This is a genomic window from Falsiporphyromonas endometrii (genome assembly GCF_042654485.1).
Taxonomy (GTDB): Bacteria; Bacteroidota; Bacteroidia; order Bacteroidales; family Porphyromonadaceae; genus Porphyromonas; species Porphyromonas endometrii.
On record NZ_JBHSGO010000203.1, the window covers coordinates 1 to 23350 of the forward strand.

Here is a 23350-nt window from a genome sequence, read left to right on the forward strand (position 1 = left end):
CCCCGGGCGGACGCCAATCCCCCCGGTGTTTTTCATGCCCGCCTGACGGATGAACTAAACAATGAAAGGAAATGATTAATTTTGACTCAAAGATAAATCTCCTTTACACACTTTTTGGGATACTACCAGAGGGTGAGGGAATAGTAGGATTATACAAAATAAAAAGGTCGATTCTTGTATTTGGAATCGACCTTTTGTATTTATTGAAGAAGTATCTATGGATGGTAGACGCTTTGTATTTTGTCTCAATTTTCTTTGGGAAGTGGATTGATCCTCTGTACTGAGGATGCCGGTATCCAACCTTCACTCTGATCAATGGTTTGTACTTTTATTAGGTTGTCTTTTGTTTCTAATATCTTGACTTTTGTTCCTTCGTGAATAATCATTTCTGTTTTCCCTTTATTGCCATTCTCTTTCGCCTCTACTTGTATGGCTTGTACGATTGCCATGCTATGATCGTTGTAGTGGCTGTATTGGTTCCAAGCCATGAGGTTTGAGATAATCATTAAGAAGAAGGCTGCTCCGGCCACATAAAAAGCTATTCTTCTCTTTTGCCTTGTTGTCCCAATAAAGAAGATGATAATTCCTCCCACAGTGATGATTGTAAAAACAATGGCAAGGGTAATACTCCAAGCCAATCCAAAGCATCCCGATATTTGATCGGAGATATAGCTTATGAAGGGTTGATTGGGCGTAAAGTCATCAATCGTTTTGCTATATGCAAGATTGAGATTGTTGATGATCTCTTTGTCTTTGGGGTCCAATCTTTTTGCTCTCTCAAGCATAAGGATTGCTTTGCCATACTGCTTAGCTTGCAATAAGGAGGTGCCAAGATTGAAATATAGGGCAGCTGACGGCTCAGAAGATTTGTCAAGGATTGTTTCAAAGACTCTGGCTGCTTCTGAGTATTCTCCATTGAAATAGTACTTCCTGGCTGTGGATTCGTCGGCATTGAGGTGTTCTGAATGTTTGTCTGACTGATCATTTGTATATTCGTCTTCGGCATTTTTATCCCCATCTTGATGCACAGATGTCTGTGGCATTGCCAATACCTTTGTCGAATCTTCTTGGCCTATAAGCAGTGCCGGAGTAAGGAGTATAAACAGAATGCTTATCGTAATCAAATATATTCTTCTCATAGCGTTGCTGTTTTTAGGTTTTCGATCTTGCTAATCAATTCTATTGCAATCTTATACAACTCTTCATTATACAGCTTTTGAGATGATTCGGGAGCATATCGTGCAAAGTCCAACTTATCCAAGAGATCTGTCACTTCATTTGTGGTTTCACTCGAATAGCCATAGGCAGACAGCCTTGATGCAATATTTTCACGGGTCAGTTCTCCTAAAGGTAATTTGAGCTTGTCACTAAAATATCCCCATATTGCATTGAGCATCTCATCGTAGAAAAGATTTTTGTTGGTTCCATTGATGATCTTTTCAGCTTTGGCAAGTCTTTTGTGGGCCACTTTGGCAGCCTTCTTAAACTTCATTCCGGTAACATCTGCAAGCTGTATTCGTCTGTTCTTAGTCAGGACAATGGTGGCATATCCGCCAAGGATAATGACAATGAGTAAAGACCAATACAATAGGCTAAATGCAAAGTCTGAACCGGTAAGTTCGGTTTTGCTGTTCCCCATTTTTTTGAGACCTGCAAGCTCTTTTTTGCTGTTTCTTCCACTACCAATCATAGACTTTCCACTTCCTTTTTGTACATCAAAATGGATAGGATCGGTACTGATGGTGCGGTAGCTTTTGCTGTCGGTATCGAAGTAGACTAATTCGATGGGAGGTATGGTTGCTTTGCCCACTTCATTGGGTACGGCATAGTATTCAATTGTTTTTACTCCGCTGGCACCCGATGGTGTTACATTGATGGATGATGTTGACTTAGGATCAAAAACATCAAAACTCTCCGGTAACTTAAGCTTTGGATTTGGGAGCAATTTGAGGTTGCCACTTCCTCCAATCTTAACCTTAATGGTCATAGACTCTCCGGTCTTAGGCTCTTTGGGGCTAATCTCAGCGGAGATGGAGTATTTCCCCACAGCTCCTGTAAATCCGGTCGGCTGGGGCTCTGGAAGCTCTTGTACATCAATAGTCTGAACCGGTGTGACAAGATGTTTGTCGAGATATACAGCAGAGCCTCTCGTTGTTTGTATAAAGATATCTTCAAATGGGTCTCCCGTGGATTTGAATTTTCGTCTTACGGCTATGTTGAGATCTACTGAAGCAGAAGGAACAGTCACCTTACCAGGAGTCTGAGGAAGAAGGACCCATTGTCGCAAGATCGCAGTTCGGTAAGGGCGTCCGCCTATATTTTCTAATTTGAAAGTTTGGTTAGAATCCAAATCGACCTCCTGTGCCACAAACCCATTGTAATCCGGAAACTTGACATCTTGTATTTGTTTTAGTCCGATATCGGGATCTACATACAGCTTAAATGTTGCTAATATTCCTTGTTGTTTGTAGACTTTAGTTTTACTCAAATTGAGTCTGACAAAGATATTTTTGTTTCCGACCGAGGGCAAACTCTCAGTCGATGTTTCGACATTTTGGTTGGAAGACCTTGATGAGGAAGAGTTGGCACCTTGTGATGACCCACTGCCGGAAGCTGTAATCTTCCATGGAGAGGTCTTTAGTACCTTCTTCCCGGTGTTGACAGAGGCTGATCCGATGGTGTAGGTCCCTTTTTTCTCGGCAAGAAGTATATATGTGATTGTACGTATACTTTGCGATTGCTGTTTGCCATTGCTAATTGTAATGTATGTGCTTTGATCTTGAGCTGTTCCAAGAACCTTCAGCCCATTGAATGAGGGGGCTGTAAATTGGTTCTGAGAGATATTTTTCAATTCAAAAGCTACTCTAAAAGGATTCCCTACCTCTACATTAGAAGGAGCCTCTATTCTGAAGCTTTGAGAGAAGGCTGTCATAGAGAAAAGGCTCCACAAGAATAGAAGCTGAAATATGATAAACTTATGTTTAGCCATTACCAGTTTTTGCTCTTTTGATTGTGATTCTTATTCTTATTCTTTTGTTTTTGGAATTGCTCGATGCGTTTACGAGTCTTTTCCTCGTCTTGTTTGAAGGCATCTAAGATATTTTCTGCACTCTGCTTGTCCAAGTTTTGCGGATTCTCTTTCTGATCTTGATCCTTATCTTGCTTTTGTTTGTTGTCTTGGTTTTGAGGCTTCTTATCTTGATCTTTTTGATCTTGCTTCTGATCTTTATTCTTATCGTTGTTCTTTTGATCTTTATTCTGCTGCTGTTGTTGCTGTTGCTGTTGAAGCAGTTTCTTGGCCAGTGTATAATTATATCTGGCCTTTTCATCTTGAGGCGCAAGTATTAAGGACTTTTTGTATGTGTCAACGGCTTTTTGATAATCTTTGAGTCTCATAAAGGTATTTCCCAAATTGAAGAAAGCGTCTGCACCTTGTTTGGGATCTATCTTTACATCATTGAGCAGTCTGCTGTATTCTTGGACAGCCTCTTTATACTTTTTTTGTTGATACAGAGAATTGCCAAGTCCATAATAAGCTGCTGACATTCCTTTGTCTTTCTTGATTGTTTCTTTGTAAAGTTTGCCTGCTTTGGCATAATCCTTATTGAGATATGCCTTATTGGCGTCACGCCCAATCCTTGTTGCTGACTGAGCTGAGGCAAAACCTATGCCCAAGAGACTGCTCAGCAGAATGGCAGAGCACTTGAATATTATTTTGTGAATCATCATCTGTCAAACAATTTGAATCTTGTGAAGAATGAGCTCTTCTTCAATTGTATAAACATTTCTATTAGTAGTAGTAACAAAGCCAGGCATAGCGGATAACCATATAGATTGTAATATGCTGCACCCGCTGCTGTACGGATATTTGCCTTGGGAAGCTTATCCAGTTTGTTTTTTATTGTCTTGACGAGTGCTGAGGCACTGTTTCCGGTGTAAAACTCACCACCTCCCGCTTGTGCGATAGAACGGCACAATTTTTCATTAAACTTAGTGATGACCGGTTGTCCGGACTCATCTTTTAGGATTTCCCCATTGGGCATCTCGATGGTTCCTCCGGAAGGACTTCCTATTCCGATCACATAGGTATGTGCTCCGGCTTTGAGAGCCTTCTTAGCAGCCTCTTCGGGGTTCCCCTCATGCTCTTCACCATCTGTTATGACGATGATGGCTTTCCCAATCATGTTATTGTTGCTAAACGAACCGGCAGCCAAATTGATAGACTTATCAATAGCTGTACCCTGGTTGGATATCATTTGAGGGTCAACTCCATCAAGCAATTCCTTTGCCGATAAGATATCTGTAGTGATCGGAATATGAATATAGGAGTTGCCCGCGAACACGATTAGTCCAACCTTATTGCCCGACAAGTCCTCAAATAGTCTGGATAAGATAAGTTTTGAGAAGTCAAGTCTATTTGGGCTAATGTCTTTGCAATACATCGAATTGGATATATCGAGGCAGATCATAACCTCATAACCTTTGTTGGTGTCGCTTCCGTCTCCCGGTTTGGCAACCTGAGGTCCGGCCAATGATACAATAAGCGAAGCATATGCAAGAATAAATGCCAAACTCTTCCAAATTCTTCTTTTGGTGGAAGACTCCGGCTTGAGATTTTTGAGAAGGGGTACTTCCGAAAATCTTCTTTCAGCCTTTCTTCTTTGTAAATATGACCAATAGGCTATAGCTCCCATCGGTATTACAAGAAGAAGCAAATATAGATATTGAGGAGATGCAAATGAAATCATAGCAAATATTCGTTGATATTATGGATTTGTACGAAGGAATGTATGCCTGAGTACAAATTCGATCATAAGAATCAGTAGCGCTGCGATCAACCATGGAAGATAAAGATCTTCATAGCTGGAGAAGTTTTTACTCACCACTTTACTTTTCTCAAGTTTGTCGATCGAGTCGTAGACCTTGTCCAAACTCTTGTTGTCTACAGCACGATAATAGTGTCCATCTGTAATTTTTGCGACAGCTTCAAGTGTTGGTTCGTCCAGGTCTACAGGGAGTTTTTGGATCCGTGTTCCAAAAGGTGTAGGCACAGGGTAGGGGGCCTCTCCCCTCGAACCAATCCCAATGGTATATATTCTGATTCCGAATGTTTTGGCCAAGTTTGCAGCCATGTTAGGGCTTATCTCACCGCTATTATTTACTCCGTCAGTAAGAAGGATGATCACCTTACTTTTTGCCTTACTGTCTTTTATTCGGTTGATAGCTGTAGCCAGTCCCATCCCGATAGCAGTCCCATCTTCAAGCATCCCGGGTTCAACATCCTTTATCCTATTGAGTAGAACCGTGTGGTCTGTAGTCATAGGACATAGGGTATAGCTTTCGGATGCAAATATGACGAATCCAATATTGTCATTTGGACGATTGTTGATAAACTTTTGCGCCACCTCTCTTGCCGCTTCTATACGATTGGGTTGGAGGTCCATCGCAAGCATGGATGTGGATATGTCCATTGCCATGACAATGTCTATACCTTCCACGGAGTCTTTTTTCCAAGAGTTGTGGTCTTGTGGTCTTGCAAGTGCAACAACAAGCAGCCCCAATACGATCATTCTCAATGCGAAGAGTAGGTGTCTAAGAGGCGCTTTGATACCTTTGGAGAGCCTCTTGAGCGGACTGATATTTGATACCTTGAGAGAAGGATTGAGTTTTCTGCCTTTGAAGATATACCAGGCAACAAATACCGGTATCAAAAGGAGCAGAAAGAGTAGATATGGATATGCAAAACTCATTGATTGTCCTCCTTTCTATTCACTCTGATGGAGCCATTGGAATAATCTGAATTGTGAGAGGATTGTTTGTTCCTGAGTCTCTCCATCTTTTCCTCGAAGCGTCTCTTTAGTTCGGCTTCAAGAGCATTGATTAGCTTAGTTTCAATCTCAATGGATCTTCTCTTGTCACTCTCTTGAAACACCCCTTTGGCATATTTTGCCATGTCTGCATCTGTTTGGATGCTGTCAAAATGGCCGATCTCTTCTATTTGATCCGGGAAAATATGCCTCATTGCTTGAGATAATTCTGAGGATACCATCTCCATGGCTTCGATAGAAGTGGTCTCGACAAGATAACATCTCAGAATGTCGATCAAATTGGAATAGAACACTTTATGATCGATATTACGGCCAATCATTAGTCTGAGATCTTCTAATTGCTTGGTCGCAATTTCATAAGGTGTGGGTTGATAGACCTCCTCTTTGATTGGAAGCTCTTTCTTTCGCTTTTTGATTCTTAGATAAATGAATATGCCGGCGACGACAAGAAGAACAAAAAGGATAATATAGGTTATCGGACTTTCGAAGATAATCGATAAAATGTCTTTGAATGTCAGATTGATGTTCCACGGAGTCTTAATCTCATTAATAGAGTCCGGTCTGCTGATGTCTACTTTAGGTTCGGTTACTTTGAGTGTAAAGGGACCTATGGAGGCTTTCTCCTCTCCAATCTGAGCATAAATCTTAGGGATGGTCAAAAGACAACTGTCCCAAGCTGTGATAATCATTTGAGCTGAGATCTCATAGTTGCCATCACCTAAGTTTACTGTATCTGTTGGATGGTAAGATACCACTGTATAGTCCTGCTGAGTGCTGTCAGCAGGGATTACGATGCGAGTGTCTTTGATATTGTGACATCTCACCTTCATATTAATTGCTGCCTGTTCACCAACTTTTATCTCTGTTCGGTCAATTTGCCCGGTAATGGCAATGTTTTGTCCGAATGCCTGTTGTGTAAGGTTTAGAGATAAGATAATGGCACAACAGAGAAATAAGATTCTTCTACGCATAAGAAATTCCTACGATCTTTTCTTAAATAATTGTACAAGAGCGGGGACATAGTCCTCTCCGGTATGCAGTTCCAAAAAGTCAACATTAAACTTTCCAAAAAGTTTCTTCCGACCTTCCAGCTGCTGTATATGGTAATCGCTGAATGCTTTTCTTACTGATGAACGGGATGTGTCGATCCATATGCTTTCACCACTTTCCATATCTTTCATCTGCACTAATCCCATTGACGGAAGCTCTTCATCGTGGCGGTCATATACCCTTATTGCTACGAGGTCATGCTTAGGTGCTACTACTGACAATGCTTTCTCAAATGATTGGACATCTGTTTCGAAGTCACTAATCAAAAATGCTGTACAACATTTTTTGATGACCTTTCGAAGAGTAGTCAGTGGAACGGCAATATCTGTGGCGGAAGATTGAGGCTTAAAGCCCAGAAGCTCGCGGATGATGTATAAGATGTGTTTACGACCACCTTTGGGTGGAATATACTTCTCCACCTTATCTGTAAATAAGATGGCTCCAATCTTATCATTATTTTGGATTGCAGATACTGCTATGGTGGCTGCAATCTCAGTGGCGAGCTGTTTCTTTGTTTCACTTTGAGTTCCGAAGTCCTGACTTCCACTCATGTCAATTAGCAACATAACGGTTAGTTGCCTTTCTTCTTCAAAAACTTTGACATGAGGGTGTGCATATCTGGCCGTCACATTCCAATCAATATCTCTGATGTCATCACCCAGAGCATATTCTCTTACTTCACTAAACGCCATACCTCTTCCTCTGAAAGCGGAATGATATTCTCCGGCAAAGACTTCGTTGGAGAGCCTTTTTGCCTTAATCTCAATCCGCTTTACTCGTTTGAGAAGCTCCAGTGTTTGATCTGTATCTTGTGACATAAGTTCATTGTTATATTGGGTCCTTTAATAAATCTTTGACCTGAGGAACAATCAATAAGGATTACTCTTGATTGTCATATTCGCTTTGATAAACTTTCAGAATGAAACTCTATGGAGTCGATATTGTCCTTTAGGGAACTTGTACGGCATTGATGATTTTGTCCACTACCATATCCGGAGTGATGCCTGCAGCTTCTGCTTCATAGCCGAGTCCGATACGATGTCTAAGTACATCATGTGCGATGGCTCTTATGTCTTCCGGGATGACATATCCTCTTCTTTGCAGTAGTGCATAAGCTCTTGCTGCAAGTGCAAGATTGATGCCGGCACGTGGAGATGCTCCAAAAGCAATCATTGGCTCAAGATCTGTAAGACCATATTCGGAAGGGAATCTTGTTGCAAAGATGATATCGACAATGTATTTCTCAATCTTTTCGTCGATGTATACAAGTTTAACGACTTCTCTAATCTTGTTGATATCTTCAATAGACACAACCGGTTCGACCTTTTGGGTCATTTGTCCCGATATGTTTGAACGGATAATCGCACCCTCTTCTTCTTTTTGAGGATAGGTAATTTCAACTTTCAACATAAAGCGGTCCACTTGTGCTTCCGGAAGTTGGTAAGTACCCTCTTGTTCAATTGGGTTTTGAGTAGCCATAACAAGGAATGGGTCTGGAAGTTTGTAGGTGGTTTCTCCGATTGTGACTTGTCTTTCTTGCATAGCTTCCAATAGAGCACTCTGTACCTTTGCCGGCGCTCTGTTGATCTCATCTGCCAATACAAAGTTTGAGAAGATAGGCCCTTGCTTTACCGAAAATTCCTCCCTCTTCTGACTATACATCATTGTTCCAATTACGTCAGCGGGCAATAGGTCCGGAGTAAATTGAATTCGTTTGTATTCAGCTTTTATAAGGGAAGCCAAAGTTTTGATGGCTAATGTTTTTGCAAGTCCCGGAACCCCTTCCAATAGAATGTGTCCGTCAGAAAATAGACCTATTAGCAGTGCATCTACAAGATGCTTCTGTCCAACTATTTTTGTCTGCATACCTTGACGCAATGCATCTACTACATGGCTATGCTCTTGGATCTGAGCTGTAAGAGCTGTGATATCAGGAGTTGAATTCATAATGATCTTTTTTTGCTTTCTTATTTGTTATATAAATGCTTAGCTAAAAGCTTAATTATCTATCGTTTGAATGCTTAACGTATTGGGAGACTCTTTTAGGAATCAATATCTTGGTTCCGGCCTGCACATTATCCGGATCGGAAATGCGATTGATGTTGGCTTGGTAGATATATTTCCAAAAGCTTTTATCTCCATATTCTTTTAAGGCAATACTTCTGAGATTGTCTCCGGACTGAATTGTAATCCATTTGTCTCCATTGTTTATATCTGTTTTTGTGGAGCTGGAGGGACTTGAACCCTTAGCTTTGTCCTGTTGAACAAGCGGCTTATTCTCTTTGACCATTTCCTTATTGATCTCTCTGAGATTAGCGTTGTCCTCAATTGAATCAATGGGTTTTATAGAAACAGAATCCGATTTGATTGCGCTGCTATCCAAAACAGTTGTTGTATTGCTTTTTATAATCTGTGTATCTTGAACTTTTGCAGGGCCTGAAGTTGTAGGTTGCAAAGCGATAAAAATGATACTTAATATAGCAATAATTACAAATAGTCCTATCAAAAGAGCCTTCCACGGAGACGCTTCTCCGTAATTAGTTTCCCGGTCAGAAGTGGCATGAGTTGTAATATTTGGCTTCTCTTCCTCTTGGGCCTCCATTACTACAGACGCTTGAGTATGGGGAAATCTATCATTCGAATCAAAAGAGTTTTCATTTTCTTCTTCTGTTGTAGTCCCTTCTTCCGTTGTCGAATCAATCTCCTTAGATGAATTGTCGTCCGGTATAGGAGCATCCTCAATGACACTATGACCAATCGGCTGAGACTCCTCTTCTTCGTCAGAAGATGCTTGCGTAGAGTTTGTATCTTCAGACAGTATATCCGGTTCTTCCGGACTTAATTGAATGACAGATGTGTTGTCTATAGCCTCTTCAATAGTGGATACTTCTATATATTTTGTGTCATCAAAAGCTTTTCCCGGATTTACTTCAACGATAGGAAAATCCACAAAGGCATAGTTGAGCGATGTTTGTAGATTGCCTTTGGGGGTGAAGATTATCGAGTCGTCTTTTGGCGTAAATGTCCCGAAGTCCTTCCACTCAACCGGGTTCCCTTTTCGAAGGTCTTCCTTGAGAAGTTGTATGATTGCCTGCCACCAGTCAAATGAGTTTTGTATGGTAATATCTGTTTCTTGGCTGATTGCTTCAATGATGATTTGCTGCGGAGTAACCTTATGAGACGGGGTTTTTGTGAGCCTTAGTATTACCCTCGGAGGCAGTAGATATTGAGTATCCGGAAGGACTGCAACAAATTCTTTTTCTACGTTTGATTCCCAATATCCAAGGTCTGAAAATTCTACAGACTCTTTCCGTGTCAATCGGGTAAGCAATTGTCTTGATAGAGCGGCAAAGAGTTTCTCTACAGATTGAGACTCCAAATTGCTTCTTTCGGCAATTTTAGCCACCCATAATTCATGTTGCAAGCTATTCCTTTCCACTTTGGTCAAAAAGATGATAGTTTAGACTCCTTATTGTTTGTATCGCAGTTTTCTGATGCACGAAGCTATAATATTATCTGTTGTCAAGGTATATACTACCACATTGGAGAGCTCTATGAGGTCAAACAATTTCTCCAAACAATTCAAATGGGGTAGCAGAGGTGATCTTTACGTTGTAGAAAGAGCCTACCTCAAGATTCTTATCTACCTTTTCTATCAAGACCTCAGGGTCAACATCCGGAGAGTCAAATTCGGTCCTTCCTACATATCCGTCAGCCTCTTTTCTGTCAATGATAACTTTAAAGACTTTGCCGATTTTGTCCTCTTGTATGTCAAGAGAGATCTCTTCTTGAAGATTCATCAGACGATTCATTCGATTGGCCTTTACATCTTGAGGTACATCATCTTGGTAGTGTATACCGGAATATGTATCCTCCTCATGTGAGTAGCTGAAGGCTCCCATACGTTCGAATTTCATATCCTTGACAAATTGCATAAGCTCTTCGAAGTCTGCTTCAGTTTCTCCCGGATGCCCCACCATCAATGTTGTGCGAAGATGTATGCCAGGTACCTCTTTCCTTATCTCTTTCAGTAGATCGATGGTCTCTTTTGCCGTTATTTGCCTTCTCATCAGGGTGAGCATATGGTCACTAATATGTTGCAAAGCTATATCCAGATATTTACAGACTTTGGGCTGTTCCCTCATTACTCTCAAAAGGTCTTTTGGAAAGTGGTTGGGGTAGGCGTAGTGCAATCGAATCCATTCAATCCCCTCTATTTTACACAAGTCTTCGACAAGTTGAGGAAGAAGATTGATGTGCTCCGGCAGATCTAAACCATAATAGGTGAGATCTTGAGCAATCAATTGTATCTCCTTGATGCCGGAGTTGGCCAATTCGGAAGCCTCTTTGAGAATTTCTTCCGGCATGCGACTTTTGTATTTGCCGGTTATAAGAGGAATGGCGCAATATGAACATGTACGATCGCAACCTTCTGCTATCTTAAGGTAAGCATAATGCTTTGGAGTGCTTAGAATGCGTTTGTAGAAATCGGTGTTGTTTTGTGCTTTCCCCAAATCTTCTAAGAGTCGGGTCCAGTCAAATTTTCCATAGAATGCGTCCACTTCAGGAATCTCTTCTCTGAGCTCTTCTCTGTAGCGTTCGCTAAGACATCCCATGACAAAGAGTTTGCCTATGCGATGCTGTTTTTTCATTTCGACAAGTGCCAATATTGTATTGATGGATTCTTCCTTGGCATCACCAATAAAACCACATGTATTTACAACAACAATCTCTCCATCGACTTTGTGAGCATCATGCTCCACGCGGTAGCCGTATGAAGAGAACAGTTGCATAAGGCGCTCCGAATCAACGAGGTTTTTGGAGCAGCCTAATGTTATGACATCTACTTTGCCTTTTTTCATTCGCCAAAGAGTGAATTAACAAATTCTTGTTTCCTAAAGATCTGCAAGTCATCGATACCTTCACCAAGACCAATGTACTTGACCGGTATCTTAAATTGATCTGAAATGCCTATCACTACACCACCTTTGGCAGTGCCATCAAGTTTGGTGACAGCAAGTGCATTGACTTCGGTAGCCTTACTAAATTGCTTCGCCTGTTCGTATGCATTTTGTCCGGTAGAGCCGTCAAGAACAAGAAGTATCTCTTGGGGAACATCATCGACCACTTTCTGCATTACGCGTTTTATTTTGCTTAGCTCATTCATTAGACCAACTTTGTTGTGTAGTCTTCCTGCTGTATCAATAATAACTACATCAGCCTTCTCTGCAACAGCCTTGCTGACAGTATCAAAGGCTACGGAAGCAGGATCTGATCCCATTTGTTGTTTTACCACGGGTACGCCGACACGTTCGCCCCATATCTCAAGTTGTTCGATGGCGGCAGCTCTAAATGTATCTGCTGCGCCCAAGATGACCTTCTTGCCTTGAGCTTTGAATTGATGTGCGAGTTTGCCGATGGTGGTTGTTTTTCCTACGCCATTGACTCCCACTACCATAATGACATATGGCTTGTCGCTATGAGGAAGATCAAATGATTCTCCATCTTTCGTGCCGCTTTCGCTAAGCAGTTGAGCAATCTCACTTCGGAGAATGCCTCTAAGTTCGCTTGTAGAAGTGTATTTGTCTTTTGCTACACGCTCTTCAATTCTTTTGATGATTTTTAGGGTTGTGTCTACTCCGACATCTGAAGTAATGAGTACGTCTTCGAGATTATCAAGCACTTCATCATCTACTGTGCTCTTACCCATGATGGCCCTTCCGATTTTGCTAAAGACGGATGTTTTCGTCTTTTCGAGGCCTTCGTCTAATGTTTCCTTTTTTTTCTTGTTAAATAAACCAAACAGTCCCATATTTTTGATGAATTGTGCTGATTACTATAGAGTTAAATTTGTGTAGTCTTTGCATTCAACAGCTATTTGCCTGCTTAAGACCTGTATATATGCATACAACAGTCGGACCAAATGATGTAAAACACACCTATTGTCAAATAAGGAGATAGAATATATCAATCTTATTGACACAAAGATACGATGAGTCAAGTGAATATCACCTATTTCAATAAACTTCTTACGAATGACTAAGAAGAGCTTTCTAACATTGCTTTAGTTAGTCCATTCTGTTTTTGTAGTCTTCGTATTCATATTTTTTGAGAAGAATTGCTTCTTTCTCCTTATTAATAAGGTATATAGAGGGGTGTTTCACTCCGTTAAACATCGTGGTTTTGACGGTTGTGTAGTGCAACATATCTTCAAAGATAATGGTGTCGCCAATCTGGAGAGGTTGGTCAAAGCTCCAATCGCCAATAAAGTCTCCTGCAAGGCAGCTGCACCCTCCTAAACGGTATGTCGGCTTATCTTCGATGGGGTCTTGATAGGCTCCTCTTACCACAGGTTTGTAAGGCATTTCAAGGCAGTCGGGCATATGGCACGTAAATGAAACATCGAGGATAGCGGTCTTGATCCCTTTATTTTCTACTATGTCAAGAATGGTAGACTTGAGATAACCTGTTTGCCATCCGAATGCAGATCCGGGCTCGAGGATAATTTTAAGGTTTGGATACTTTTTTCGGAATTCCTTTAATGTTAGAATCAGTAAATCAATATCATAACCTTCTCTTGTCATGAGGTGTCCTCCACCCAAGTTGAGCCATTTGAGAGAGGAAAGGTATTTGCCAAAGTTATTCTCGATAGCTTCTAATTGTTTTTTTAGGTGTGCGCTACCGCTTTCACAAAGCACATGGCAATGAAACCCTTCAATTCCTTTTGGAAGTTCATCGGGGAGGTCTTGAGCCATAACCCCAAATCTTGAGCCCGGAGAGCAGGGATTGTACAAAGCTGTCTCAACGGGAGAGTATTCCGGATTGATGCGGAGACCAAAGCTGACTTTGTGATCCAACCCTTCTGCCATCTTACAGTGTCCATCTTTATCAATAAAATGATTAAATTGACTTAGACTATTGAACGTCAGATGACTACTGTATTTTAGAATCTCTTGCATGTCTTCATCTCTGTAGACCGGACTGAAGGTGTGAGCAAGGTTTTTCATCTCTTCAAAAGCCATTCGAGCCTCCCATAACGAGCTGGCTGTACTATATGCTACATATTTGCGAATGATGGGGAAGGTCTTCCAAAGAGAATATGCTTTGAAGGCCAAGATTATTTCTGCTCCCGAGCGATCGCTAACCTCTTTGATAAGAGCTAAATTGCCCTCCAACTTAGATTGATCTAAGACGTATGCAGGTGATTCTATTTTTATCATCTTATTGTGAGTTATTACTTTTACAAAGATAACAAGCTTCTAATAAACCCAAATAGATTGTAATAGCTTCTCTTAAAGTACCAAATGATCTGTGATATTCGGAGATAAACATCATTGATATAAAAAAGACAAAGGGAATATCCTTATGAAAGAATGTTCCCTTTGTCCATCTGTTGTAAAATTGTTTTTACTTGATTGCGGTGGTTAATTTGGTGGTTTGTCTAACCTTGATATTCATACCGTCTTTTTCTGTTTGACCTTCAGCTTTTGATTCTGATTTTAACATCAATCCTGTGTTTCGATCTACATAGAATGTATAGGTCCCGTTCATCAGCAGGTCTAACCCTTCTATATCTGTGTTTAGCTTGATTGTCGCATCAATGATGTACATATCAGAGGTAACGTCTTTGAGTGTAAAGGTCATATCGTTGGAGAATTTAATTGCTTTATCCTCCTGGTTGAAGCGAATCTTAAAATCTTTTGATGGAAACTTCCAAGACTCTCCCACAGCTACTGGTTTGCCAGGATACATATTGTTGCCAAAATCGATGTCGGAAGCTACCTTGTCAATAGAGATGTTGTTGTTTGCAGCCTCTTTGAGTTTATTGAAATACTCAGTAAAATCCGGAGCCTTTACGATTCGTCCATCTTGCGTCATTTCAAAGACTAATGGTATTTTGATGGTGGCTTTGAGTATTTTGTTCTGATCGTTAAGTTCATCCTCAGAAGAGATCTTTACTATACCTGCTCCCATTTGACTCATATCTTGTGTCATTTCTGCTTTTAGAGTGGTATAAGTGACCTTGTAATCGCCATTTTTGAGCGGGATATAGTTGATAGATGTAACCATGTCATTCTTCATGGGAAGCTGTATATTTTGCCCCATGCCGTTAATGTCAAGAGTGCTTTCTGACTTCGTAGTCATGGTCAAAGTCGTCTCCTTCTTAAGATTGACTTTGATGTCATACTTTTTTTGTGCAAATGCAGATGAAGCAAAGGCAAGCAATGCTAATGTGCAGATTGTTGTTTTGAGTTTCATAGATTGTGTATTTGTTAGTAAATTGTAAAATATCTTCCTTGCTTTGTCTGAAAAAAAGTTCGAGCCATATAAAAAGACTTTTATGCTATTCAAATGTAGTAATAAATTATTATTGCTATGTGATATTGATAAAGATTAAGTTTGTACAATTAATAATAAAAAAGAGGTTGGACGACACATCCAACCTCTTTTCTTTGTACGCGGAATGAGACTTGAACTCATACGCCAGAAATAGGCACTACCCCCTCAAAGTAGCGTGTCTACCAATTCCACCACCCGCGCATTATATGTGTTTTCTCGTCAAGTTAGGTTCACGACTTAGGTTGTGCCCGGGACAGGGATCGAACCTGCACGTCGCAAAACACCCGCACCTGAAACGAGCGCGTCTACCAATTCCGCCACCCGGGCATAATTGGAGCGGAAAACGGGACTCGAACCCGCGACCCCAACCTTGGCAAGGTTGTGCTCTACCAACTGAGCTATTTCCGCTTATTGCGTTGCAAAGATAGTTACAATTTTTATTTCACCAAATATTTTATCTCAAAAAATCTGCTTTCTAATATTGCTATATCCTTTATTCGTCTTTTAATTGATTGTCTGTCAAAATAATAGTGTATAGACTACTTTCGTTGCTGAAATGAACTGTTATTGCGAAAGAGCACCTTTTTATCTACCTCAGTCATCAATCAAGAACATAATAACTATGGAGATAAGTATATTACTTACCATTCTTTTGATGATGATTTCGTTTGGTGGATCATTCTGCCAAGAGGGTAAGATATGTTTTGTCATTGAGAATCAAATCAATGACTTGGTAACTATCAACCATAATCTCAAGAATACGCTCTTTCGATGCGCTGTGAAGTCCGTCTTTAGAATGCTTTATTTGTTAAAATATTTGTGGTCAAAAAACTACTCAAACCACACTCATTCCACTTCACAATGATAAAATAAATAGAGGGCGCAACAAACTGCTGCACCCTCTTAATATAATCTTTGATTATGAGATTAGTTTTCCGGAGCGAACATAGGGTCCCAAGGTGGAAGCATAGTTGGCTTCGTATTGAGAATTTTTAGAACCTTGTCACTTACATATTTTTTATTGACAACAATTCTGAAAGTGTATGCGTCAAACCATTGGTCGGTCATAATTAGGTGACCATGGAATCCGTTGCTTGCTCCCCAGCTGTTTTCTACCATCCACTTGTCGGGTTTGCCGTTTTTGTCCAAGTTGACAGCAACCAATGTCATTGCGTGGCTTGATCCGCTATCGTAAGTTTCGATGCGTTCTTTTTTGTTCATGTCAAACTTAAATCCAAGCAACGAATTGTAGTCAAAGTTATTTAGGTCAAGAGAACCGGTCTTTCTGTCAAATTCTTTTCCCACATCGCAACTGTAATAAATCATTGTGCTGTCCTTGAGTGACGCAATGGCCATCTCCTTTAGCTCCTCGATAGGTACATTGACATATGTCCAGTTGGCTCCGTCATAGCTATGGCGGTCATATTCGATTGAATAAAGCTTTCCGTATGGGCGACTTGGGTCGTTCATAATCATGACAAAGTCGTTGCGTAGATCTTGACCAACAAACTTTTTGTAGAAACTTTGTGGTGTGTAAGTCTCTGTTGAGATTACTTTACCTTGTGCATCCTTAAGTGTGTATTCAAATTCTGTTGGAGGTACTCCAAGGTTCATAGCCAATACTTTGTAAATCTCTTTGAGGTAATCGAGCTTTTGAGCTTCCAAAGCTGCTTTCTTTGCACCTTTTGCAGCAGCTTCTCTCATTCTTATACCTCCTTGTCTCAAGATTTTTGCAATGATTGAGCTCATTGTCCTTGTATTGTTGCTATTGACTGTTTCCGGCATTACAGAAGAGGGTACAAGACCATATTTAAGGATGTTCTCGGAAATTCCAGTAAACTGTCCTCCATCGCTGATTGGATGTTGGAATAGCCATGCCACTGTTGGATCGTCAATTTTTTTGTCTCTTGTATCTATTATTGCCTGCAAGAAAAGGTTTGACTTTTCGAGTTGGTCATAAAAGAATGAATAGTTTTGAGAGAAGAAAAACTCTCCTAATCCATATTGTGCGATGATTGGCGAACGCATAACGTTGAGCCCGGTGAATAACCAGCATCTACCACTTGACTTTTGGTCACTGATACCTTTTGAGTTTACTCTGTATGTAAACTGTTCGTCGAATTTTGTGTGGTTGTCTGAGTTTTCCACAAGAGAGCTCATGCCATTAGCCATTACAGCGTTTCGAAGAGCTTTGTCTTGAGGATTGGTGCCATAAGAAGCACGAATCTCTTTTAGCATTTTGGGCGTAATGCCACCATCTTTTTGAGCAAAGGCTGAGTTGGCACTTGATAGCGCCATAGCCAAGCCTACTACTAAGATTAACTTTTTGTTCATACCAATTATTTATAAATACTATTTAATAACAGCTACTCCTATTTTCGTTGACTTCTTTTGTTCTGGAGCATATATCAAGATTTGATAGACCCCGGAGGCCACTCGTTCTCCATTGCTGTATCTTGCGGGCCATATCACATGGTCATCTACAGAGGTCGTTTCGAAGACTATTTGTCCTGAAGAGTCAATGATTTTGATTTCACAACCGATGTTTAGTCCGGCTATTGTAACCTTATCCGGATTGTCGGGTCTTAATGGATTGGGGTAGGCATATACATTGCTCAGGCTCTCTTTGGTTGCTTCGGCACTTCCCGTTTCGAGAGCCATAAGTCCTATATCTGTATATACATATAACCTGCCATTAAGTTCATCGAGAGCAATGGAGTTGATATTGTTGGATAAAATGGGGCTGTTGTCTACTGTGTAGTGTCTAAGCAGTTTTGTACAATCATCATTCATGAGGTATAGACCTTCTCCGGATGTGGCAATCCATTTATTATTAAGTCGGTCTACCTGAATACCATTGATTTGAATGTTGTCAAGGATATAAAAGAGATTGGGCTCTTCTCCTCCTACGGGTCTGGAAGCCAAAGGTATTTGCTTATAAGCAGAAGAGGCCCCCGCAACAACTGACAGCCCATTTTCCGATCCCAACCACATCACTCCGTTTTTGTCGAGAGCCATTGTCTTGAATCTTTTTTGTGGGATCAGTTTGCCACTTCTATCGGAGAATCCGTTGATATAGTTGCATTGTGCATTTGCAGGAGAAGCCAGAGCCGTCTTAGAGGCATCGAAAACATAAAGTCCGGTAGAAGCGTGGTTGATAGAGAGCCAAGTTGTACCATTTGGCATTCTTAACATCTGAATATATGAGTTGTCATCGCTCATGCAAGGGTAATTAACCTTTGTCCATTCTCCATTGGTTTTGAGTACCAAGATATTGGATCCGGGGACATCACACTCAGCAATCCACAGGTTTCCCTCCGAATCAAAAGCTGTCGGTCCCACGCGACAATATCCTTTGCCATTGTTTTGAGCAGTCCCGAGAGCACTGTTGTCCTGGTCGTATATTTTGTAAAGTTTGTTGCTCCTAAACTCGACCAATCCCCAACCGTGTGTGCTTACAAAGAAATGTTCTGAGTCTTTGGGGTCTACTGTAATAAAACTGGCGTCATAGATGTTGCCAACCTCTTTTTGGGTGATATGACTCCATTCCCTGCCATTGAAGATTTTTACCTCAAAAGGTTTGTCGAGCCTATTGACATCAAAACCTCCCGATACGGCATATAGCTTACCGTGGGAAGATATCATATTGAAGAATTGATTGTCCCTTGGAAATGACTTGTCGTTGAGCTTAAATGTCTTAAAATCGAGATTGTCTTTGGCAAGATCCATTCGTCCGATCCCATTTTCGGCGTATGCACCCCATACAATTTGCTCGGAGGTGTTGCTACTGACGTGTAACGGCCAACGGGCATCTATTTTTCTAATCTCGTCCGACTGAGGTTTTAGTATATACATGTCAGTTTCGGCAAGAGCAAAGTATCCATTGGGAGAATAGTCTATGTCTGTTACTTTCTTCCCTGTCGTTTCGTAAGAACATACAATCTCTTTGTTCCCTCCTTTGAGAGGGTACTTTATAAGCGATCCATTGTTGTAGCCAACGACCGGATTTCCTCCTGAGATGGCAAGTTTGTCCGCTTTTAAGCTCTCTTCAAATTGGATGTCAATCTCATGCCAATAGTATGGGTCTTGTAGATTGTTTTTTTCGTCCCCTTCAAGAATCTGATTATTTGTAAGAGCCCAGAGCTTACCATCTTTGGTAACTGCCATATCGGAAACCTCTTTCCCCTGAAAGTAGCTTGCAATGACAAGTTGAGAACTTTCATCAATCACAGAGATGCCAAAACCTCCGGCAAGATAAATCTTACCATTACCAAAAATAATGCGCTTGATCTCTTTCGATTTAAGTCGAGAATTGTCTCTTATTGCAGTCAGATTGCCAATCTTGTCGGCTGTCAAGAAGTCTATGTTTCCGTCCTTATAATATATAAGGAGCAGATCAAAGTTTGGATCATAAGCGATTTTAGAGATATTGACTTCGCTCATGCCATTTGCACGATCGTAAAATCTAACATCTTCCGGATCCTTCTTTGAAATCGAATACATCGCTCCGTCAGCAACAGCAAATACTTGGCTTTTGGAGTCGGCCACATCTGTTATCTTGCCATATGAGAGCATTGTGGTCCAACTTTTTATCTCTTGACCCAATAATCCGTAAGCGATTGTTGTCAAAAAAGATAGGAGTAAGATGGTTCGTCTGAGTGTCATGTTTTATACTTTAAAATATTTAGCAAGCTTTGCCACTGCTCGTCCCCTATGGCTAATCTTGTTTTTCTCTTCTTCGGACATTTGTGCAAAGGTCACATCATATCCTTGGGGCTTAAAAATTGGGTCGTAGCCAAACCCGTTTGATCCAACTTCCTCGGTTGTTATCTCTCCTTCAACTTCGCCCTCGAAAAGGTGCTCTCCATCTTGATCAATAAGGGCAATGACAGTCCTAAATCGAGCTTTCCTTGGAGTCGGTTCATCTTGTAGGGCTTTGAGAAGTTTCTTCCTGTTATCTTCGGGGCTGCAATGTTCACCGGCATATCTTGCTGAGTAGACTCCCGGTGCTCCGTCCAAGATCTCTACTTCCAAACCGGTGTCATCCGCAAAGCAAAATACATGATATTTGTTATAAATGTATCTTGCCTTGATAAGGGCATTGCCCTCCAATGTGTCCGCTGTTTCCGGAATATCGTCATGACAACCCAATTCGTCCAGCGATCTGACGATGTACTTTCCTTTTAGTATGTCTCTTACCTCCTGAAGTTTGTGAAGGTTGTTGGTGGCAAAAACTATATTATCCATACATTTATATCTAAATTTGCGGGGTTATTATTGTGCTGAGGTTTTCTTCAAACGGAAAATCTTTCCCCGATATTATATCCCAGCTGTTTTACAAAAGTAATTTTAATATGAACACCTTACAAGCAGAAGCTTATTGTCTTTCTTTGCCCGGGGCAACAGAAGATATGCCTTTTGGTGATGATGTCGTTACTTTCAGGGTTGCCAATAAGATTTTTGCCTTTATGTTCCTTGGTCATCAGCCTCAAAGATTGGCATTGAAATGTGACCCCGAGAGAGCTATACAATTGAGAGCCAAATATGACGCGATTGAGGCAGCTTATCATTTGAATAAAAAGCATTGGAATCAGTTGGAGATCGCCAATTTGCCAAGCAAGTTAATTGAGGATTTAATCGTACATTCGTACAATCTTGTGTTGGACAAATTGCCAAAAATTATTCGAAACGAGATTTTATCAAACAAAGATCAAGATGCATAGACTAATCAAATTTGATTCATTGCCAAGTACCAATACGTATGTTGCCGGAAAGTTGGCTGAAGGGGTTGCTATCGAATCTCCTACGACGGTGGTTGCAAAGGAGCAGCCCTCCGGACGTGGGCAGAAGGGCAATACATGGTTTACACCGCCTAAATGCAATATCACTCTGACAACCTATTTTAGGCCTCATGAGCTTCATCCCGAAGATCAGTTTTCTATTTGCGAATTGGCAGCACTATGCTCTGTCTACTTATTGCGAGATTGGGTACCGGAAGTGGGTAAACTAAAGTTGAAGTGGCCGAATGATATTTATTATGGGGATTGCAAATTAGGAGGTATTCTCATTGAGCATTCTGTTACCGGTCCTTATATCGATCACACCCTTATAGGCATAGGTATCAATATCAATGAGCAGATCTTCCCTTCAGATCTTCCCAATCCTATCTCGTTGAGGATGTTAACCGGGGAAACTTATTGTATAGATGACCTGATCGCACAATATATGACTATGTTTGATAATCTTTCCAAGTTGCTAAATTCTCACAATGGAAGAGATCAACTTCATCAAGAATACCTGATGCTTCTTTATCGCAAAAATGAGGTTCATCGTTTTGTTAGTGAAGCGGTAGAATTTGAGGGGGAGATTGTGGATGTATTACCCGGTGGGCTTCTTTGCCTTAGGCATTCTACCGGAGCAGTGAAGGAGTATGCTTTTAAGGAGATCTCTTTTGTTATCTAATGTTTAGATTGCAAAAAGCTCTAATGATATTTGGGTTTAACATTCAGCATAACAACTTTCGAATATGTCTTTATCCTTTTCTTCAGATCTAAAGAGGCGTACTCTCTTGTCTCGTGGCTATCTGTTGACAATTCTATTTCTTCTCATAGCCGGATTGTGCATGAAGTGGGGCTTTGATTACTTCAATGTATTTGATTATGGCAATGATTGGTGGAATACATATTACAATCCATTGCATCGTCAAGTCATAAGAATAATCTTCCTCCTATTTCCGCTTATTTGGGCTGTCTTCTTTTTGAAGCCTGCCCTTGTAGGCAAAACTCCGTTGTTGAGAAGGTTTATCCCCCTTGTCGCAGGTGTGTCTTGCTATTATTGGCTGTATAGCCCAATGTGTATATTCTGGGGAATTGCTTTGATTGGTGTTTTAGTCGTGTCGGACTATTGTGTGAGGAGACATCCGCTCGGTCGTGTATCATGGATCATTGTAGCATTGTTTATTTATGCCTCTGCTCAGTTTGTAGGGGTACTCAATGGCTTTTGGACCGGTGCTCTTGCAAGTGCTCAAAACAGAATGATGTTTTTTGCACTTCCTCTCTTTGCATTGCTGTATAAGCCGAGTGAGTCTGAAGTGAGACTCTTTTTGATGATCTTATTTCGACTCTTTATGCTCTTTATGGCTTTTGCCATGGTCAACTATTTTTTCTACACTTCATTGTTGCATGAGAGTGTCTTCTCATGCTTGACGCTTAATAAGAATTATTTTACAACTCTGTCTATACCATATGCGGGACATGATATTTTGTTCGGATTTATAGGTACAACTTTCCATCCCACATTCTCAGCCTGCTTTTTCTTAATTATCTTTCTAACTAATCTTTGGGGAAGAACTTCTGCTGATGAGGGAGCGACAAAAGAGGAACTTGTTGCATATTATTTGCTGCTTGGAGGATTTATCATAATCACGCAATCTCGTTATGGTATGTTGGCGTTTGGAGCTATGTCTCTATGTTTGTTTGCGGAGCGTTTGTTGCCATTGTTTATGAGATGCAATATTACATTGAGAAGAACTCCGTTGGTAGTGGCAACCATAGCTCTGTTGCCTATTGTGTTTTTTGCTTTTAGACAGAAACTGTTTTTCAATGATCCGGCCCGTATACAGATGATAGATCATTGGTGCGATCTTTTTCCCAAGAGATGGCTTTTGGGATGGGGAACCGGTAGTGAAAGCTTTCTCATAGGGGCTACACACTGTCACAACGGGTTTCTTTCGATGATGTTTACGCATGGGGTTGTAGGTCTCTTTATCCTGCTTGTCTTAGTTTTGGTGTGGAGTTATGAAGCTTATCGAACCAAAAATGCAATCCTTACCTCTACGGGCCTGTTTGTTGGTTTCCTAATGCTTGTGGATGCACCTCTCAATGTCTCTTATGGAGTAAGTATGTTGTCAATTCTTTTGATTTTTCAGGCAGGAGCTCCTCGTATAACTTCTCCACTCATAAAGTGAGACTAAGAATGAAGCGAAAAACAAAGGGGCTGCGTCTTCAAATGATATGAACCCCAAAAGTTAGACTCAAAACTTTTGGGGTTTATTTATGGAATCAAACAAAAAGAAAAGACGAAAGCATAGTTATTATGATCGTCTCCGTTACATGCATATGTTGGAGGAAGGA

General features: G+C 40.8%; 20 protein-coding genes and 3 tRNA genes. 4 read left to right on the forward strand and 19 right to left on the reverse strand.

Translation table 11 applies throughout. The annotated features are described in order from the left end of the window. Positions 1-245: 245 nt before the first annotated feature. The 16 genes from ACFO3G_RS07705 to ACFO3G_RS07780 all read right to left on the reverse strand — a co-directional run bounded on the left by ACFO3G_RS07705 (position 246) and on the right by ACFO3G_RS07780 (position 15626). Complete coding sequence (locus ACFO3G_RS07705) at positions 246-1139, reverse strand: tetratricopeptide repeat protein (RefSeq protein WP_380079591.1); 894 nt, start codon at positions 1137-1139, stop codon at positions 246-248. Then, entirely contained in the window at positions 1136-2989 is a 1854-nt protein-coding gene (locus ACFO3G_RS07710) for a BatD family protein (RefSeq protein WP_380079593.1), read from the reverse strand. The genes ACFO3G_RS07705 and ACFO3G_RS07710 overlap by 4 nt, the downstream gene beginning before the upstream one ends. After that, on the reverse strand, positions 2989-3729 hold the full coding sequence (locus tag ACFO3G_RS07715) for a tetratricopeptide repeat protein (RefSeq protein ID WP_380079595.1): 741 nt from the start codon (positions 3727-3729) through the stop codon (positions 2989-2991). The genes ACFO3G_RS07710 and ACFO3G_RS07715 overlap by 1 nt, the downstream gene beginning before the upstream one ends. Then, positions 3726-4748 (reverse strand): vWA domain-containing protein, encoded by a 1023-nt coding sequence (locus ACFO3G_RS07720; RefSeq protein WP_380079597.1) that lies wholly within the window; start codon positions 4746-4748, stop codon positions 3726-3728. Before ACFO3G_RS07720 ends, ACFO3G_RS07715 begins: the two co-directional genes overlap by 4 nt. Positions 4749-4766: 18 nt before the next feature. Continuing rightward, positions 4767-5750 carry a vWA domain-containing protein gene (locus ACFO3G_RS07725; RefSeq protein ID WP_380079599.1) on the reverse strand — a complete coding sequence of 328 codons (984 nt, stop codon included), beginning with the start codon at positions 5748-5750 and terminating at the stop codon, positions 4767-4769. Then, positions 5747-6799, reverse strand: a complete 1053-nt coding sequence (locus ACFO3G_RS07730) for a hypothetical protein (protein ID WP_380079601.1) — start codon at positions 6797-6799, stop codon at positions 5747-5749. The genes ACFO3G_RS07725 and ACFO3G_RS07730 overlap by 4 nt, the downstream gene beginning before the upstream one ends. A 9-nt stretch (positions 6800-6808) precedes the next feature. Next, the gene (locus ACFO3G_RS07735) at positions 6809-7696 is read right to left on the reverse strand and encodes a DUF58 domain-containing protein (RefSeq protein ID WP_380079603.1); all 888 of its coding nucleotides are present in this window, start codon (positions 7694-7696) and stop codon (positions 6809-6811) included. A 130-nt stretch (positions 7697-7826) separates the two neighbouring features. After that, a complete protein-coding gene (locus tag ACFO3G_RS07740) occupies positions 7827-8825 on the reverse strand; it encodes an AAA family ATPase (RefSeq protein WP_380079605.1) in 999 nt (332 codons plus the stop codon). Between the two features lie 55 nt (positions 8826-8880). Next, positions 8881-10326 (reverse strand): hypothetical protein, encoded by a 1446-nt coding sequence (locus ACFO3G_RS07745; RefSeq protein ID WP_417390039.1) that lies wholly within the window; start codon positions 10324-10326, stop codon positions 8881-8883. 112 nt (positions 10327-10438) lie between these two features. Continuing rightward, entirely contained in the window at positions 10439-11740 is a 1302-nt protein-coding gene (gene rimO, locus ACFO3G_RS07750; RefSeq protein ID WP_380079607.1) for a 30S ribosomal protein S12 methylthiotransferase RimO, read from the reverse strand. Beyond that, entirely contained in the window at positions 11737-12690 is a 954-nt protein-coding gene (gene ftsY / locus ACFO3G_RS07755; protein WP_380079609.1) for a signal recognition particle-docking protein FtsY, read from the reverse strand. The genes rimO and ftsY overlap by 4 nt, the downstream gene beginning before the upstream one ends. Positions 12691-12946: 256 nt before the next feature. Then, a complete protein-coding gene (gene nspC / locus ACFO3G_RS07760; RefSeq protein ID WP_380079611.1) occupies positions 12947-14098 on the reverse strand; it encodes a carboxynorspermidine decarboxylase in 1152 nt (383 codons plus the stop codon). Between the two features lie 187 nt (positions 14099-14285). Continuing rightward, positions 14286-15137 (reverse strand): DUF6263 family protein, encoded by an 852-nt coding sequence (locus tag ACFO3G_RS07765; protein WP_380079614.1) that lies wholly within the window; start codon positions 15135-15137, stop codon positions 14286-14288. A 197-nt stretch (positions 15138-15334) separates the two neighbouring features. Then, a tRNA-Leu gene (locus ACFO3G_RS07770) sits at positions 15335-15419 on the reverse strand. Positions 15420-15463: 44 nt separating this feature from the next. Beyond that, positions 15464-15545: transfer RNA gene (locus ACFO3G_RS07775), tRNA-Leu, on the reverse strand. A gap of 5 nt (positions 15546-15550) precedes the next feature. Continuing rightward, positions 15551-15626: transfer RNA gene (locus ACFO3G_RS07780), tRNA-Gly, on the reverse strand. 214 nt (positions 15627-15840) lie between these two features. On the opposite strand from ACFO3G_RS07780, the gene ACFO3G_RS07785 reads away from it, so the two are divergent. Further along, on the forward strand, positions 15841-16083 hold the full coding sequence (locus ACFO3G_RS07785) for a hypothetical protein (protein ID WP_380079616.1): 243 nt from the start codon (positions 15841-15843) through the stop codon (positions 16081-16083). Positions 16084-16145: 62 nt separating this feature from the next. On the opposite strand, the gene ACFO3G_RS07790 is transcribed toward ACFO3G_RS07785, so the two are convergent. From ACFO3G_RS07790 to ACFO3G_RS07800, 3 genes are read right to left on the reverse strand one after another with little or no spacing between them, the layout of a single operon-like run. Then, positions 16146-17552: a C1 family peptidase gene (locus ACFO3G_RS07790; RefSeq protein ID WP_380079618.1), complete on the reverse strand. Its 1407-nt coding sequence runs from the start codon at positions 17550-17552 to the stop codon at positions 16146-16148. Between the two features lie 18 nt (positions 17553-17570). Continuing rightward, complete coding sequence (gene porZ / locus ACFO3G_RS07795; protein ID WP_380079620.1) at positions 17571-19883, reverse strand: type IX secretion system anionic LPS delivery protein PorZ; 2313 nt, start codon at positions 19881-19883, stop codon at positions 17571-17573. Between the two features lie 3 nt (positions 19884-19886). Then, positions 19887-20465: a non-canonical purine NTP diphosphatase gene (locus tag ACFO3G_RS07800; protein WP_380079622.1), complete on the reverse strand. Its 579-nt coding sequence runs from the start codon at positions 20463-20465 to the stop codon at positions 19887-19889. Between the two features lie 107 nt (positions 20466-20572). Here ACFO3G_RS07800 and ACFO3G_RS07805 point away from each other — a divergent pair, with 107 nt between their 5' ends. From ACFO3G_RS07805 to ACFO3G_RS07815, 3 genes are all read left to right on the forward strand, one after another. After that, positions 20573-20941 carry an MmcQ/YjbR family DNA-binding protein gene (locus ACFO3G_RS07805; protein WP_380079624.1) on the forward strand — a complete coding sequence of 123 codons (369 nt, stop codon included), beginning with the start codon at positions 20573-20575 and terminating at the stop codon, positions 20939-20941. Continuing rightward, on the forward strand, positions 20934-21680 hold the full coding sequence (locus ACFO3G_RS07810; RefSeq protein WP_380079626.1) for a biotin--[acetyl-CoA-carboxylase] ligase: 747 nt from the start codon (positions 20934-20936) through the stop codon (positions 21678-21680). The genes ACFO3G_RS07805 and ACFO3G_RS07810 overlap by 8 nt, the downstream gene beginning before the upstream one ends. A gap of 64 nt (positions 21681-21744) precedes the next feature. Beyond that, positions 21745-23184, forward strand: coding sequence for an O-antigen ligase family protein (locus ACFO3G_RS07815; protein WP_380079628.1), 1440 nt, complete (start codon positions 21745-21747; stop codon positions 23182-23184). The last annotated feature ends 166 nt before the right edge of the window (positions 23185-23350 follow it).

What these genes read in the sequence shown, in the direction of transcription:
- rimO (WP_380079607.1), bottom strand. Translation starts at nt 11,740, where the DNA reads ATGAAAAAAGGCAAAGTAGATGTCATAACATTAGGCTGCTCCAAAAAC.
- ACFO3G_RS07730 (WP_380079601.1), bottom strand. Translation starts at nt 6,799, where the DNA reads ATGCGTAGAAGAATCTTATTTCTCTGTTGTGCCATTATCTTATCTCTA.
- ftsY (WP_380079609.1), bottom strand. Translation starts at nt 12,690, where the DNA reads ATGGGACTGTTTGGTTTATTTAACAAGAAAAAAAAGGAAACATTAGAC.
- ACFO3G_RS07805 (WP_380079624.1), top strand. Translation starts at nt 20,573, where the DNA reads ATGAACACCTTACAAGCAGAAGCTTATTGTCTTTCTTTGCCCGGGGCA.
- porZ (WP_380079620.1), bottom strand. Translation starts at nt 19,883, where the DNA reads ATGACACTCAGACGAACCATCTTACTCCTATCTTTTTTGACAACAATC.
- ACFO3G_RS07735 (WP_380079603.1), bottom strand. Translation starts at nt 7,696, where the DNA reads ATGTCACAAGATACAGATCAAACACTGGAGCTTCTCAAACGAGTAAAG.
- ACFO3G_RS07790 (WP_380079618.1), bottom strand. Translation starts at nt 17,552, where the DNA reads ATGAACAAAAAGTTAATCTTAGTAGTAGGCTTGGCTATGGCGCTATCA.
- ACFO3G_RS07815 (WP_380079628.1), top strand. Translation starts at nt 21,745, where the DNA reads ATGTCTTTATCCTTTTCTTCAGATCTAAAGAGGCGTACTCTCTTGTCT.
- ACFO3G_RS07720 (WP_380079597.1), bottom strand. Translation starts at nt 4,748, where the DNA reads ATGATTTCATTTGCATCTCCTCAATATCTATATTTGCTTCTTCTTGTA.
- ACFO3G_RS07785 (WP_380079616.1), top strand. Translation starts at nt 15,841, where the DNA reads ATGGAGATAAGTATATTACTTACCATTCTTTTGATGATGATTTCGTTT.
- ACFO3G_RS07705 (WP_380079591.1), bottom strand. Translation starts at nt 1,139, where the DNA reads ATGAGAAGAATATATTTGATTACGATAAGCATTCTGTTTATACTCCTT.
- ACFO3G_RS07810 (WP_380079626.1), top strand. Translation starts at nt 20,934, where the DNA reads ATGCATAGACTAATCAAATTTGATTCATTGCCAAGTACCAATACGTAT.
- ACFO3G_RS07715 (WP_380079595.1), bottom strand. Translation starts at nt 3,729, where the DNA reads ATGATGATTCACAAAATAATATTCAAGTGCTCTGCCATTCTGCTGAGC.
- ACFO3G_RS07800 (WP_380079622.1), bottom strand. Translation starts at nt 20,465, where the DNA reads ATGGATAATATAGTTTTTGCCACCAACAACCTTCACAAACTTCAGGAG.
- nspC (WP_380079611.1), bottom strand. Translation starts at nt 14,098, where the DNA reads ATGATAAAAATAGAATCACCTGCATACGTCTTAGATCAATCTAAGTTG.
- ACFO3G_RS07765 (WP_380079614.1), bottom strand. Translation starts at nt 15,137, where the DNA reads ATGAAACTCAAAACAACAATCTGCACATTAGCATTGCTTGCCTTTGCT.
- ACFO3G_RS07740 (WP_380079605.1), bottom strand. Translation starts at nt 8,825, where the DNA reads ATGAATTCAACTCCTGATATCACAGCTCTTACAGCTCAGATCCAAGAG.
- ACFO3G_RS07725 (WP_380079599.1), bottom strand. Translation starts at nt 5,750, where the DNA reads ATGAGTTTTGCATATCCATATCTACTCTTTCTGCTCCTTTTGATACCG.
- ACFO3G_RS07710 (WP_380079593.1), bottom strand. Translation starts at nt 2,989, where the DNA reads ATGGCTAAACATAAGTTTATCATATTTCAGCTTCTATTCTTGTGGAGC.